Source organism: Halomonas sp. YLGW01 (assembly GCF_014840935.1).
Lineage (GTDB): Bacteria > Pseudomonadota > Gammaproteobacteria > Pseudomonadales > Halomonadaceae > Onishia.
Map to the genome: position 1 here is coordinate 2062882 of NZ_CP062005.1, position 14723 is coordinate 2077604.

At 65.6% G+C, this 14723-nt stretch carries 13 protein-coding genes; 12 read left to right on the forward strand and 1 reads right to left on the reverse strand.

Going from position 1 to position 14723, the window contains the following annotated elements; genetic code table 11:
* The first annotated feature begins 63 nt into the window (after positions 1–63).
* Positions 64–2001 carry a hypothetical protein gene (locus IEJ03_RS09575; protein ID WP_192034647.1) on the forward strand — a complete coding sequence of 646 codons (1938 nt, stop codon included), beginning with the start codon at positions 64–66 and terminating at the stop codon, positions 1999–2001.
* 30 nt (positions 2002–2031) lie between these two features.
* Here the strand turns inward: IEJ03_RS09575 and IEJ03_RS09580 are convergent, their stop codons facing one another.
* Entirely contained in the window at positions 2032–3279 is a 1248-nt protein-coding gene (locus IEJ03_RS09580; RefSeq protein ID WP_192034648.1) for an AarF/ABC1/UbiB kinase family protein, read from the reverse strand.
* Positions 3280–3416: 137 nt separating this feature from the next.
* Here IEJ03_RS09580 and IEJ03_RS09585 point away from each other — a divergent pair, with 137 nt between their 5' ends.
* The 11 genes from IEJ03_RS09585 to IEJ03_RS15925 all read left to right on the forward strand — a co-directional run bounded on the left by IEJ03_RS09585 (position 3417) and on the right by IEJ03_RS15925 (position 14701).
* On the forward strand, positions 3417–5444 hold the full coding sequence (locus IEJ03_RS09585) for a DNA topoisomerase III (protein WP_192034649.1): 2028 nt from the start codon (positions 3417–3419) through the stop codon (positions 5442–5444).
* Between the two features lie 17 nt (positions 5445–5461).
* A complete protein-coding gene (locus IEJ03_RS09590; RefSeq protein WP_192037268.1) occupies positions 5462–6412 on the forward strand; it encodes a 2-dehydropantoate 2-reductase in 951 nt (316 codons plus the stop codon).
* 694 nt (positions 6413–7106) lie between these two features.
* A complete protein-coding gene (locus tag IEJ03_RS09595) occupies positions 7107–7901 on the forward strand; it encodes a cytochrome c (protein WP_192034650.1) in 795 nt (264 codons plus the stop codon).
* Between the two features lie 183 nt (positions 7902–8084).
* On the forward strand, positions 8085–8225 hold the full coding sequence (locus IEJ03_RS09600; protein ID WP_192034651.1) for a hypothetical protein: 141 nt from the start codon (positions 8085–8087) through the stop codon (positions 8223–8225).
* Positions 8225–8665: a DUF411 domain-containing protein gene (locus IEJ03_RS09605; RefSeq protein WP_192034652.1), complete on the forward strand. Its 441-nt coding sequence runs from the start codon at positions 8225–8227 to the stop codon at positions 8663–8665. The genes IEJ03_RS09600 and IEJ03_RS09605 overlap by 1 nt, the downstream gene beginning before the upstream one ends.
* Before the next feature lie 246 nt (positions 8666–8911).
* Positions 8912–9382, forward strand: coding sequence for a plastocyanin/azurin family copper-binding protein (locus IEJ03_RS09610; RefSeq protein ID WP_192034653.1), 471 nt, complete (start codon positions 8912–8914; stop codon positions 9380–9382).
* 4 nt (positions 9383–9386) lie between these two features.
* Entirely contained in the window at positions 9387–10052 is a 666-nt protein-coding gene (locus IEJ03_RS09615) for a response regulator transcription factor (protein WP_192034654.1), read from the forward strand.
* Entirely contained in the window at positions 10033–11391 is a 1359-nt protein-coding gene (locus IEJ03_RS09620) for an ATP-binding protein (protein ID WP_192034655.1), read from the forward strand. Before IEJ03_RS09615 ends, IEJ03_RS09620 begins: the two co-directional genes overlap by 20 nt.
* Before the next feature lie 56 nt (positions 11392–11447).
* Positions 11448–13208 carry a copper resistance system multicopper oxidase gene (locus tag IEJ03_RS09625; protein WP_192034656.1) on the forward strand — a complete coding sequence of 587 codons (1761 nt, stop codon included), beginning with the start codon at positions 11448–11450 and terminating at the stop codon, positions 13206–13208.
* 9 nt (positions 13209–13217) lie between these two features.
* Complete coding sequence (locus IEJ03_RS09630; RefSeq protein WP_192034657.1) at positions 13218–13988, forward strand: copper resistance protein B; 771 nt, start codon at positions 13218–13220, stop codon at positions 13986–13988.
* A gap of 521 nt (positions 13989–14509) precedes the next feature.
* Positions 14510–14701: a DUF411 domain-containing protein gene (locus tag IEJ03_RS15925; RefSeq protein WP_242457927.1), complete on the forward strand. Its 192-nt coding sequence runs from the start codon at positions 14510–14512 to the stop codon at positions 14699–14701.
* The last annotated feature ends 22 nt before the right edge of the window (positions 14702–14723 follow it).

Sequence of the window (14723 nt, forward strand, 5' to 3'; positions counted from 1 at the left end):
GTGCTACTGTAGCGCCCGCCGACGCTCGTCGGCTCCTCCCGTTCGACGCTCATGAAGGCTACCGTGCTCGTACCCAACCCCTTTCGCCGCCGTGGCAAGGACGGCTCACACGAGACCTCTCAGGTCCGCCTCGAACGCGAGGGACGCGACGAGATCGAGCGCATTACCCGCGCCGTGGAGAAAGTGCCCTGGTCGGTCAGCCTGCTGCAGATCCTGTGGACCGCCGGTCCCGTCACCCTGCTGGGCGCCTGGGGCGGCTATCTGCTGGGCTATGGCCGCGCCCCCACCGCCGAGAACTACATCTTCTTCATCAGCTACACGGTGATCACGGGTGCGACCGGCATCATCGCCAACCTGGTGCATCAGTTCACCGGGGCGCGGCATGCCGAGAAGACCACCGCCAAGATCGAACGCGTCATCAAGGCCCTGCCGGACCTCTTGCTGACCACCCGTGATCTGATCGTCGAAAGCCTCGAGGGGGATGCCCGGCGTCGCGAGGCCGCCGCCATGCTGCTGCGCAAGCAGGACCTGTCGCCGGAGGGAGTCGAACTGGCCGCCCTGGAGCTGCTCGATGATCGCGACAGTGCCCGCATCATCAGCCAGATCGACATCTACCGGCGGGTCGGCCTGCATGCGCGTATCCGCGACATGGTCGCGCTCTACGGTGAGACCCTGGAGCCCCAGTTCCAGGAGCTCGCCGAACTGGCCCCGGAGGCCACCGACCTGTTGCGCGAGCGCTTCACCGGCCAGGCTCCGGCGCTGCAGCACGGCGTCTCACGGGATGACAACTTCATCGAGCGAGTGCTGGCGGCCATCGAGCAGGACGATGAGCTCTTGATGACGCTGCAGGACGTGGAGGAGATGCTGATCCTGGCCTTCGAGCTGATCAGCGGTCGGCAGATCCCCATGCTGACCTTCGAGTACAAGGGCCGCTGGAAGCTGGCTCAGGCCTTCGATGCCCTGGAGCAGGCCCGCGCCCGGCACCGCATCGCCCAGGCCACCGGCCTGTCGCGCCTCAAGGCGTTGATGGCCTACCTGGCAGAGCAGTCGGGCACCCTGGTCGAGGATTCCGCCTCGGGGCTTCGCGCCGAGGTGCTGGTCGAACGCTCGCACAACGCCATGGATGCCCTCGCCGAGCAGATCCAGCATCTGGCCAAGGCGGTGCGCAGCGGCCAGCACCAGCATCGTCGCGCCCTGGACCACAAGGCCGAGCTGCTATCCAATGCGGTGCGCCTGCTCAAGCAGGTATCGGAAGCCTATGAGCAGGTCGGTCGCCAGCATGCCCAGCTGCTCAAGATGGTCGAGCGCTGGGAGCGCATCAGCCATACCAAGGACAGCGATGGAGCCCGCTTGCAGTTAAGCCCGGGGCGGCGTGGCCTGCGCATCCGCGAGCACGTCATCGAGCTCGATGACGAAGCCAAGGCCAAGGTCTGCAAGCGGCTCGACCAGTATCTGGGCAGTAACGAATTCGACCAGCATCGCCGCACCACCCTGGGCATCGAACGGGAACGGCGCCTGTCGGTCGGCGTCGGGGTGTCCAAGCGCCTGGCGGTCGAAATCGCCCTGGCGCTTGAGCCGCATATCCATTTGTCTCGCCCGGCGGTGCAGCGTGCCATCAACAGCACCAACGCGGCGGATTTCGGCCAGCTCGAACCCAACCTCTCGGCGGCCGCCAAGGCCGCGATGGGGGCGGCCATGGTCAAGGAGATCGAGGTCGACCTGTCGCGCCCCGCCGAGCAGCTGGCCCTGGCGCTGGTGCGTCACTACCATGTGGAGCTGGAGCCCGAAGCCATCGACTTCCTGGTGCAACACTACGGCGCCCGGGAAGCCACCCTGACCATGCTCTCCAACTACCATGCCAGCCATGCCGGCAGCGAGACGCCCAACATCAGTTACCTGAGTCAACGCCCGCCGATGGTGGGCAAGCCCCACCGCGACTGGTACCGCGCCCTGGTAAAGGCGCGACGGGCGCTGGGCCTGAGAAGTGGCGAGCGACGCTGACCCCGGCTCGCTTGATTCCCTGTTAACGGCTCAGCCCTGTCGCGCCCAGTCGAGCAGCGGCCGGGCCCGCCCGGCCATATCAAGGCGTGCCTGCAGGCGCACCAGGTTCCAGTAGTGACCGTTGAGGGTACGCGACAGCAGCAGCGTATCCGCCGGCGGCTGCAGGCGGTCCATCGCCGCCCATACCCGCGGACTCAGCTCGCGCAGCCGACGGTGCACCCGCACGTCACCCAGGTCCTGCTCGCCGGGCGCGAACAGGGGCGCTATGGCCGAGGCGCTATCTCGATACAGGCTCAGCGGCGCCCCCTCCCCCTGGCGCCCCCCCATCGCCAGCAGGGCCGCCTCCATGGCCATCGGATCGTTCTCCAGGGTGGCCTCGAGCAACGTGATCATCTGCCGCAGACGCGCCTTGGGTACCGGGATCACCGCCCCCAGGTCATAGATGATCAACCGCCCCTCGCCATCGGCGGCAAAGTTGCCGGCATGCGGGTCGGCGTGCAGCTCCCCATGGGTCAAGAGCTCCTCGGTCATCCAGTCGGCGAGGCGTACCGCGAGGCGTTGTCGCAGGGCATCACCTGCCTGATCCATCTCGCGCAGCGGCGTGCCCGGCACATAGGCCATGGCCAGCACTCGGGAGGTGCATAATGGCTCGATCGGCGCCGGAATGACGATGTCTTCGCTTCCCGCGTAGCGCTGTCGATAGCGCGACAGGGCCACGGCCTCGGCCCGGTAATCGAACTCGCCGCGCAGGCTCTCGGCGAGCTCCTCGAAGAGCGCATCCAGGCGCGCCTGGGGCACCTTGAACCAGCGTCCCAGCCTCATCAGCCGGCGCACCTGGGCCAGGTCGCTCTCCAGCACCTCGGCGAGTCCCGGGTACTGCACCTTGAGCACCAGGGTCTCGCCCTCGTGCGTCGTGGCCCGATGCACCTGCCCCATGGAGGCGCTGGCGAAGGGGCGCTCCTCGATCGCTGCGAAACGCGCGTCCAGATCGCCATACTCGGCCTCGAGGGTGGTACGGATCTTCTCCCAGGGCATCGGCTGTGCCTGGCGCTGCAACCGGGCGAGCTCGTCGGCAAGCTCCGGGGGCAGCAGGTCGTCCCACTGCGACATGATCTGGGCGAGCTTCATGGCCGGCCCCTTGAGCTCCGAGAGCCCCTCGAACATCGCCTCGCCGAGGGCTCGCCAGTCGGCCTCGCCTCCCAGGCGGGTCCTGAGCATCGCGCCGCCGGCTCGCGCTCCGAGCCCCAGCAGCCGCCGGGTTCTGCCACGCTCACGCATAGTGATACAAACCTTGTACTAATTTGGCCTTAGGTTACACCTGGCGGTCCGGTCAGGATACTGGAAGAATGTCCATGGTTTTGACGCGACGTCATGACCGCCATTGCACCCTCTGCCCCCACTGCCACGAGGCCCCCATGCGCCTGATCATCGCCGAGAAACCGAGCCTTGCCCGCGCCATCGCCGAGGCCCTGCCCGGCCAGGTCCGGCGCAGTGACGGCGCCCTGGTGGCCGGCGATACCACCGTTACCTGGTGCCTGGGCCACCTGCTCGAGCAGGCGCCCCCGGATGCCTATGACCCGGCCCTCAAGCAATGGCGCCTCGATCATCTGCCGATCCTCCCAGCCCCTTGGCGTCTGATACCTCGGCCCAAGGCCCGCGGCCAGCTGGTGGTGATCCGTCGCTTGCTCAAGGAGGCCAGCAGCGTGGTACATGCCGGTGACCCGGACCGTGAAGGCCAACTCTTGGTACAGGAGGTGCTTGACTACCTGAAGTGGCGCGGACCGGTGGCGCGTCTGCTGGTCAACGACCTCAACCGCCCGGCGGTGGTCAAGGCGCTCGGGCAGCTTGCCGACAACGCCGACTTCCAGGCGCTCTATCGCGCCGCCGAGACCCGTTCCCGGGCCGACTGGTTGTATGGCATCAACCTGACCCGTGCCTGGACCCTGACCGGCCGCCAGGCGGGTCACGACGGCGTGCTCTCGGTGGGCCGGGTGCAGACGCCGGTGCTTGGGCTGGTGGTGCGCCGCGACGCCGAAATCGCCGCTTTCACGCCACGCCCATTTCATGTGCTGTGGGTCGATCTGGCCGTCGAACACGGCAGCCTGCGGGCCTGGTGGCAGCCCGGCGAGCAGCACCCGCTGGACGATCAGGGGCGCCTGCTCGCGCGCGCGCCTGCAGAAGCGCTGGCGGCCCGCCTGCCGGGCAGCCAGGGCAGGCTCACCTCGCTGAATGCCAAGAAGAGCCGCCAGGCTGCCCCGTTGCCCTACTCCCTGTCGTCGCTGCAGGTCGACGCGGCGCGCCGCTACAAGCTCTCGGCCAAGACGGTACTCGATACCTGCCAGAGCCTCTACGAGCGCCACAAGCTGATCACCTACCCGCGCTCGGACTGCCGCTACCTGCCCGCCGCTCACCACGGCCCGGCAAGGCAGGCGCTTACCAACGCCTGCCAGGGCGATGCCACCCTGGGCCCCTGGCTTGCCGGCGCCGATTTCTCGTTGCGCTCCAAGGCCTTCAACGATGCCAAGGTCAGCGCCCACCACGCCCTTTCGCCCACCGGCACCCGACCCGATTTCTCGCGGCTTTCGGCCACCGAGGCCAACATCTTCCGGCTGATCGCCCGCAACGTGCTGGCCCAGTTCTATCCGCCGCTGGAGACCCGCGAGGTCAAGGCCGAATTCACCATCCTCGAGGAGCGCTTTCGCGCCCAGGGTCGGGAGATTCTCGCCCCGGGCTGGAAGCCCTTGTTCACCACCCGCGACGAGGCGCCGCCGCTGCCCCCCCTGCAAGAGGGCGAGCCTGCTAAGGTGCGTGAGGTGGGAATCGAGGATCGTGAGACCCGGCCGCCGGAACCCTTCAACGATGCCAGCCTGATCAAGGCGATGATGAATATCGCCCGCTACGTCCAGGACCCCGCGGTCAAGCGCACCCTGAAGGACTCCGACGGCCTGGGCACCGAAGCGACCCGCGCCGGCATCATCGAGACACTGCTCGATCGCGGCTACCTGGTGCGCCAGCAGCAAGCCCTTCGCGCCACCCAGATCGGCCATGCGCTGATCCACGCCCTGCCCGAGGCAGTCGGCCGCGCCGAGCGCACCGCCCTGTGGGAGCAGCGCCTGACCGACATCGCCGAAGCCGGCAGCGACCCCGCGCCCTTCATGGCAAGCCTGGTCGAGGACCTGCGCGGCCTGCTCGACGCCACCGATGCCGAGCGCATGCGCAGCGCCCTGAGTGAGGCACGCGGCGTGGCCGCGGCCGCGCCGAGCGCCACCACGTCGCGGCGCAAGCCGCGCCGGCAAAGCACGAGCAAAGGAGCAACCAGCAAGCGCGCGTCTGCAAAACGCACGACTGCCAAGGGCGCATCAACCAAGAGTTCGTCGACGAAGGGCAGCTCCGGCAAGACGACCGGCAGCACAAGACGCCGCAAGAAGCAGGACGACGCATGAGCACAACGACAGACAAGATGACGCGCGAACGCCCCGTTCACGACGCGCACCACGCGCGGCCCAGCCACTGGATCGTCGGCCCCGGGGCCGTGGGACGGTTGCTGGCCATGCACCTGGCCCGCCAGGTGCCGGTCACCCTGATCGGGCGTCGCGAGCCGCCTGCCCGGCTGACGCTGACCACGCCCGAGGACGAGCGCGAGATTCGTGCGCTGCCCGGCGCTACCCTGGAAACCCTGCCGCCAATACCGCCGGCGACGATCCATCTGACCACCAAGGCTCATGGCGCCGAAGAGGCCGTGGCGGCTCTGGCCAACCGACTGCCGGGCGAGACGCCGCTGGTGCTGTGGCAGAACGGGTTCGGCGTTCAGGAGAGCCTGACCCGCGCCTGGCCGGGCCCGGTGCTCTGCGCCAGCACCACCGAAGGCGCCTATGTGGACGATGCCCCGGCAACCGATGGCGAGGGCGACCATGGGATGAGACATGGCGTCGTCCACGCCGGCCATGGCCGCACGGTGATCGGCCACCTCGACGGCGCCTACCGGGAGCTAGCCGAGCCCCTCGCCCACACCCTGAGTGTGGCCGGCCTGCCCTGCGAGGCAGTCGCCGACATCCGCGTGCGGCTGTGGCACAAGCTCGCCGTGAATGCCGCCATCAACCCCCTGGTGGCACGCTTTCGCATCCGCAACGGCCAGCTCCGCGACCGCCCCTTCCGCCCCATGGTCGAGGCCGTGATTGACGAGCTTGTCACCATCATGGCCGCCGAAGACATCCCTGCCCCGCCCGACGGCTGGTCGGCGCTGGTGTGGGGCGTGGTGGAGGCGACCGCCAACAACCGCGCCTCGATGCTCCAGGACGTGCTGGCCGGGCGCCGCACCGAGGCCGACGCCATCCTCGGGCCGCTCCTCCATACGGCCCGCCGGCACGCCCTGCCCTGCCCGCATCTGGAGGCCCTGCAGGCCGGCGATTGAGGCGCCGTCGTTTCGCCCGCGATCCCCAAACCAAGGCTCGCCGAACAGCAAGGCCGAGGACGCCGGGCGTCAGCGCGATACCAACGCCACGCACGACAGGTTCCGGCTCGGGAAGTGGGGCCGCGAGGCGACAAAGCGGAAGACAATCTGGCAATGCCCCTCAGCCTCGCCTCTACCGCGGCTCTGGCTAGCGGCGAGCACCGCGGTAAGGATTATGGTCGCGGGGGGCCTGGCCGTCACCATCGTGTTGCCGGCCGCCGCGGCGCGAACGAACTCCTCCAGCTGTTCAGACTGAATTCAGTTTACCCCGGCATGATCGACGCCTCTCACTCATCGCGAAGGAATCGTCCATGGCCGCCGCGAAGCCTCCCTCGCTTCCCCTATCACGTCACCAGCTACTCAAGTCGGGTGCCGGCCCGGGCCTGCGCCCGGCCTAGGCCAATCATTGGGGACCGAAACCGAGCCCGGTCGCTCTTGTTAACGGCGACATGGCGTTACGAATCGAGCCAAGACCGAGAAAAGGTGCTGACATGGTAGCCTTGGCTGTATCGCCACGCGTTGCAGCAAGTGCTTCACCTCCAGCCACCTATTAGCTGCGATGGCAGGCTAGCAGGTTATACGGCCCGAGCGATTTGAAAGCCGGGAAGACAACCATTCGAGACCCGATCCCCATACAAAAAGGACTACGTCAAAGATGTTCAAGCTTGCTCTAGGTGGGCTCATTACCCTACTCCTCCTTGCACTCGGGGGAATGACATTCATGCATAGCGGTATGTACAACGTCGCCGCGACTGATCCCCACCTGCCGTTTGTCGAATCGATGATGCATTCCACCATGCATGCTTCGGTCGAGGCCGGTGCCGAGGAGGTCGAGGTTCCCGACTTGAACAGTGACCGCATGATTCGAGAAGGCGCCTCTGCCTACGATCAACTCTGCGCCGCGTGTCACCTCAAGCCCGGGCTCGAGAGCACGGTCCTGCGCGCCGGCCTCAACCCCATGCCACCGACCTTCTCGGCATCGACTCACCAGAGCCCGGCTCAGCAGTTCTGGATCATCAAGAACGGCATCAAGATGACCGGCATGCCAGCCTGGGGCGTGACTCACGAGGATCAGGAGCTCTGGGAGATCGTGGCCTTCCTGCAGCGGCTGCCGGAACTGTCTCAACCCGAGTACCTGGCCATGGTCACGCCCAGCGGGCCTGAAGCCGATAACTCAGCGCATGATGGTCACGACCATGAGCACGGCGACACCAGTGCAATGGCCACACCGGAGCCGGCACCTTCTCAGCCACAAGATGATGGCCACGATCATGATCATGGCGACATGAGTGCCTTGTCCGCACAAGGAACTGCGCCTGCAGACTCAGAGATGAGCACCTCCACAGACTCCACACTGGCCGGCGAGAACGAGAGTGTAGCGCTGGAGCAGGATACCGAGACTTCAGCACCATCGGAGGATGATCACTACGCGGATGGGCATACCCACTGAGCCCCCTGCAGCACGGCCCCGAAGGGTAAGGCAACTATCATGGTATCGATGACCTGAGCATTGGCGTCCCTCTGTGCCTCTGTGCCTCTGTACTTCCTGCCCTGGCCATTCGTCATGCCCCCGGTCAGCTGCCGACATCTTCCCGTTAGCCGCTCACCCAATCTACTCTTCGGGAGTCGCATCATGTTCACCGATTGTTTCACCACCATGGGGCACATGGGCTGGCTGGGTTGGCTGATGCCGCTGGCCGTCCTGCTGCTTCTCAGTCTCAGCATTGCCGCCCTCATCAAGTATCTGTTTACCTCCAACAAGGGAGATCGTTGATGAAGATCACCATACCCCACCTTTTCATGGCGACCGGTCTGCTGCTGGGCGCCACCACCGTCCATGCCGCTCTGCCGGACGAGGCCACTCTTTACAAGAATCCCCAGTGCGGTTGCTGTGATGGCTATGCCCGCCACCTGGAGCGAATGGGTATCGACGTCACCATCGTCGATGACAAGGACCTGAGCGCGGTCAAGAAGGCGGCAGGCGTACCCTACGGAATGGGTGCCTGCCACACCGTCATGATGGGCGACTATGTGATCGAGGGGCATGTCCCCCTGGCAGCAGTAGAGGCGCTCTTCGAACAACAGCCCGACACCAATGGCATCGGACTGGCCGGCATGCCGAGTGGCACGCCAGGCATGCCGGGGCCGCAGACGGAGCCTTATGAGGTCTACCAGTTCCAAGATCACCAGGACGCTCCCTTCATGACGCTCTGAGGAAAGCCAATCGATGCCCGTCAGGTCACGCTCTGGGGGGATCGGCGGACATCTAACGCGCTCATGCGTCACCACAGTGTCCGTGCTCCGGCCAGGCGTGGCTCTATAGCGAAAGCCACCGCTCGTCTCATGGGTACCTATGGTCAGGAGATCATTCCTGACGCTATTCCTCGTTCGGCATTCAGCCCAAATTCAGCTTGATGACTTAGTAATGGACCTGTCGACTGACCCCATGGAGCTACCCACATGCGCAAGACAATCCTAGCAATGACCCTGAGCCTCGCCTCTACCGCGGTCCTGGCCAGCGGCGAACATGGCAGTGAGAATCACGCCCAGGTGGACCGCACCATCAGCTTCGAGGCCGGTGACATGTGGTTCACGCCCGGCGAACTCGCTATCGCGCCGGGGAAGACGGTGAAGTTCGAGATCACCAACACCGGCAACCTCGAGCACGAATTCGTGATCGGCAATGCCGAGGCACAGGCGAAACATCGCGAGATGATGCTTGAGATGGCATCGGGTGGCGGGCATGACATGTCCGGCGGGCATCATGGTGGCGACCACGGCGACGGCATGCCCTCCGTGACCATCGCCCCGGGTGAGACCGCGACCCTGGTGTGGACCGCCCCGCAGGACACCGATAAGCTCGAATTCGCCTGCAACATTCCCGGCCACTACGAGTCAGGCATGAGCGGAGACATCAACTTCCAGGGATGAAAGCATGAAGCTGTTGCTCGTCGAGGACGATGACCTGCTGGCCGAGAGCCTGGCAGAGACCTTGCAGGACGAGGGCTACAGCGTCGATACGGCCACACGCATGCGTGTGGCCGACGCGTTGATGGCCACGGAAGACTATGCCCTCGCCATCCTCGATATCGGCCTGCCTGACGGTTCTGGCCTGGACCTGCTGCAACGCTGGCGGGAGCAGGGTCATCGCTTGCCCATCCTGGCGCTGACCGCACGGGACACCTGGGAAGACAAGGTCGTGGGGCTGCGGCGCGGAGCCGACGATTACATGACCAAGCCCTTTCACGAGGCCGAGCTGCTGGCCCGCCTGCATGCCCTGTTGCGACGACAGTCTGGCGGCCTGGCCCAGCGGCTGACCGTCAACGGGGTGCAACTGGACGAGCAGACCCAGGAAGTCAGCACCGATGGGGTGACCTGGCACTCCCTGACGGCCACCGAATTTCGGCTCCTGCGCTACCTGATGCATCATCCGGATCACGTGCACTCCAAGGTGCTCCTGCTCGACCAGCTCTACACCCTGGATCAGGATGCCCCCGCCCCGAACCTGGTCGAGGTCTATATTGGCCGGCTGCGCCGCCGCCTGGGCAAGCACATCATCCAGACGCGTCGCGGCCAGGGGTATGTCTTTGCTTCACGTTGATCGTCGTAGCCTGCGCTTTCGCCTGTTCCTCTGGCTGGGTGGCGTGGCATTCATCGCCGTCGCTATCACCTGGCTGCTGCATGGCATCCTGCTGCGTGAGCTGGCCCGCGACTTCCTGGGCGACCGCCTGCGCCAGGAGGCGCACTACACGCTGCAACGGCTGCATCAGGAACAGTCCCAGGTAAAACCCTGGCTGGACTCCGCCAGCTTGACCTCGCAGATGTTTCACCACCTCTATGTGTTGCGGCTGGATGACACGGTCAGCACCTCCCACCCCGGCTGGCTGAGCACCCTCGCCCCCTACCTGGAGGGCGTGGACGATACCCTGCTCGAGGTGCGGAGGCAGGAGCGGCACCTGCTGCTCTATCGTGAGGTCTTTACCCTGGAAGACGGCACCTCCGGCACCCTGTTGATTGGCGAGGACTTCGCCGAGGTGGAAGCCGGCCTGACCACCCTGCACTGGTGGGTCGGTGGCATCGCAGGCCTGGTGCTGCTCCTGCTGATCACGCTCAACCTGGTGGCCGTGAATGCAGGACTGTCACCCTTGGCACGGCTCCAGCGGCAACTCGATGAGCTGCGTGAGGGGTATCGCGAGCGCCTGCGCCTGGACACCCCCTCGGAACTCGATGGCCTGGTCGGTCAGCTCAACCGCTTCATGGACGAACAGGAGAAGCGACTCCAGCGCTCGCGGGTCGCCGTCGCCAACCTCTCCCATGCGCTGAAGACGCCCCTGGCGGCCGTCACCCAGGTGCTGCGCGGCTCCCGCCCCATCGACGGCGAGCGCCGCTTGAAGCTATTGGCTCGCCTTGAAGACATGCAGGCTCAGCTCGACGCGGAGCTGCGTAGTTCACGCATCGCCGGCCCCTATGCCGGCCAGCTCACCTGCATCCGGCAAGAGGCCGAGCGGCTGATCGAGATGTTCGCCACCCTGCACCCCGACAAGCGCTTTCACCTTGATGGACCGCAGGACGACCGGGCCACGGTCAGCGTCGAACGCCAGGACTTCACCGAGATGCTGGGGATCGTGCTCGACAATGCCGGAAAATGGGCGCAGCGCGACGTTCACTGCCGCCTGAGCGTGACGACGACGCTGAAGCTGGTCATCGAGGATGACGGTCCCGGCGTGGCAAGGGCGGATCTCGCCCAACTGGGCCGACGCGGGCTCCGCCTCGACGAAGGGCGCCCGGGTCATGGCCTGGGGCTGTCGATCCTTCGGCAACTGGTCGAGCAGTATGGGGGGCACGTGACCTTCGCCGCGGCGGTCGCGGGGGGCCTGGCCGTCACCATCGTGCTGCCGACCGCCGCAGCGCGTACGAATTCCTCCAGCGGTTCAGGCTAGATTCAGTTTAACCCGGCATGATCGACTCCTCTCACCTCATCGCGAAGGAATCGTCCATGGCCGCCGCGAAGTCCACCTCGCTTCCCCTATCACGTCGCCAGCTACTCAAGACAGGGGCCGCCCTGGGTCTCGGTACCGCGGCCCTGGGTCTGCGCCCGGCCTGGGCTAATCCCTGGGGCCAGGCCGCTGGCTATCCTCAGGGTGTCGAGACCGGGCCCGACCTGGCCTTGGCGATACGCCGTGACACCCTGCCCATCGCCGGCAAGACCGCCCGCCCGATCAGCATCAATGGCACCAGCCCCGGCCCGCTGATCCGCCTCAAGGAAGGCCAGGATGCCGTGCTCCGGGTCACCAACCTGCTCGAGGAACCGACTTCCATTCATTGGCACGGGATGATCCTGCCCCCCGGCATGGACGGCGTACCCGGCCTCAGCTTCGCCGGGATCGCACCCGGTGAGACTTTCACCTACCGTTTCCCGGTTCGCCAGAGCGGCACCTACTGGTATCACAGCCACTCGGGGCTGCAGGAACAGCTCGGCCATGCCGGTCCCCTAGTCATCGATGCCGCCGAGCGGGAGCCCTTTCGCTATGACCGCGAGCACGTACTGCTGCTGACCGACTGGACCTTCGAGGATCCGGCCAGTGTCTTTCGCAACCTGAAGCTCGGCGAGGGCTACTACAACTTCCAGGAGAGAACCGTCGCCGACTTCTTCGCCGACGTGGAGCAGCATGGCTTCGCCGATACCGCGGCCCAACGGGCCATGTGGGCCCGTATGCGCATGAGCTCGCGGGATATCGCCGACGTTACCGGCAGCACCTATACCTACCTGCTCAACGGCCACGCCCCGAGCGATAACTGGACCGCCCTGTTCAAGCCCGGTGAGACGCTGCGCCTGCGCATCATCAACGGCTCGGCGATGAGCTACTTCGACATGCGCATCCCGGGCCTGAAGATGACGGTGGTGGCCGCCGATGGTCAACCGGTACAACCCGTCCCGGTAGACGAGTTCCGCATCGGCGTGGCGGAAACCTATGACGTCCTCGTCACGCCCAAGGATGACGGCGCCTACCCGCTGTTCGCCGAATCCATGGATCGCAGCGGCTTTGCCCTGGGCACCCTGGCGCCGCGCCTGGGCATGACGGCCGCCGTGCCGGCGCGACGCCGGATCGCCGATCGCGGCATGGAGGCCATGGGCGCTCATGGCGACATGAACATGTCTGGCATGGATCACTCCAAGATAGCCGGCATGGATCACTCCGGCATGCAGGGCATGGATCATGCAGAGGTGCCCGGCATGGATGGCATGGCATCCCCCCAGGCCGGAACGATGCTCCCCGTGGGGGTGGCCCAGCCCGGCTCCCGCTACGATCAGGCCGGCATCGGCCTCGACCCGACCGAGCGCCGGGTGCTGGTCTATCGAGACCTCAAGGCCTTCGCACCCTGGCCGGATCGGCGCCCTCCCGGTCGTGAGCTGGAGCTGCACTTGACCGGCAACATGGAACGCTACATGTGGTCCTTCGACGGCAAGAAATTCAGCGAAGTCACCGGCCCCATCCACTTCGAGAAGGATGAGCGGCTGCGCCTGATCCTGGTCAACGACACCATGATGGAGCACCCCATTCACCTGCACGGCATGTGGATGGAGCTGGAGAACGGCGCCGGTGACCTGATTCCGCGCAAGCACACCCTGAACGTCAAACCTGGTGAAAGGGTGTCTGCCCTGATCACTGCCGATGCCGAGGGCAGCTGGGCCTTCCACTGTCACCTGCTCTATCACATGGATGCCGGCATGTTCCGGGTCGTCAAGGTCGCGTAAGGAATGTTCATGAAGTCCAAGACTATCGTTATCGGTACCGGCTCGACCCTCGCCATGCTGATGGCCGCCGGCGCTCAGGCCAGTGATGGCTACGATGCCCCGGCGAGCTGGCCATCCCCGATGGCCGAGCACTCTCAGGCCTCGGTGCTGGTCGATCGCCTCGAATATGCCTCCCCCGACAAGGGCGAGGATGCCCTGGTCTGGGATTTCCAGGCCTGGTATGGCGGCGATATCAACCGAGTCTATCTGAAGGGGGAAGGCGAGAATGTCCAGGGTGACAATGAGGATGCGGAATTCGAAAGCCTCGACCTGCTCTATAGCCGCCTGATCGCCGATTTCTGGGAGCTCCAGGGCGGTATCGGCTATCAGGGTGGCATCGCTTCGAACGATCATCCCGAACGCTACTTCGGCGTCATCAACTTGCAGGGGCTCGCCCCCTATCGCGTCGAGACCGATCTCTCCCTGAGGGTCAGCGATGAAGGCGATGTCTCGGCCAGCCTGGAAAGCGAGTATGACCTGCGCATCACCCAGCGGACCTTCCTGCAGCCGCGCCTGGAAGTTTCCGCAGCGGCCGATGAGGTGCCGGAATTCGGCGTCGGCGAAGGCCTCAATTCGGTTCGCACCGGGCTGCGGTTGCGCTATGAAGTCACCCGAAAGCTCGCCCCCTATGTCGGTGGTTACTGGGTGAAATCCTACGGCGACACGGCAGATCTGGCTCGCGCCTCGGGGGGTGCCACGGAGGATACCGGCGTCGTCGCCGGGGTGAGGATGTGGTTCTGAGTCTGCCCTAGCATCATACGGGATCGGACGCCCTCCTCATGAAACGCCGAGGGAGCAGGGTGCTCACGATCCTGGCCCCTCGCTGTGTGATGGCGACAGGAAGGGAGCATGGTGAGCCAGCGGCAAGGGCGCCTCGATGGGTGTGCCGTTCAAGAGCGACGAGGCGATCCAGACGCTGCGCGATATCGACATCTGAACCTATAGCATGCTTGCTCATGAACTACCCTCGCCAGCCATCACCAGCCACTACATAACGAGAGGTCATTTCGCCATACATACTCAAGTGACGGCCCTGTATCTCGCCGGCAGCCTGCTGCTCGGCGCCAGCACCGCCCATGCCGCCCTCCCGGAGACCGCCCGGCTCTACAAGACCCCGTCCTGTGGCTGCTGCGAAACCTATGCCAGGCACCTGGAAGCCCAAGGCATCGAGGTCGAGGTGATCGACAACCAGCCCATGGGACAGATCAAGAGCGCAGCCGGTATTCCCTTCGGTCAGGGGGCCTGCCATACCGTCATGATGGATGGGCTACATCATCGAGGGGCATACGCCCGTCGCCGCCCTCGAGGCCCTCTTCGAGCAGCGTCCAGAGATCGATGGCATTGGGCTTACCGGCATGCCCCAGGGCACACCGGGCATGCCCGGGCCGCAACTGGCGCCCTATGAGATCTATCAGTTCAGTGACGGTCAGGCTTCGCCGTTCATGACCCTTTGAGCACTCGCTTGGCCTTAAGCAC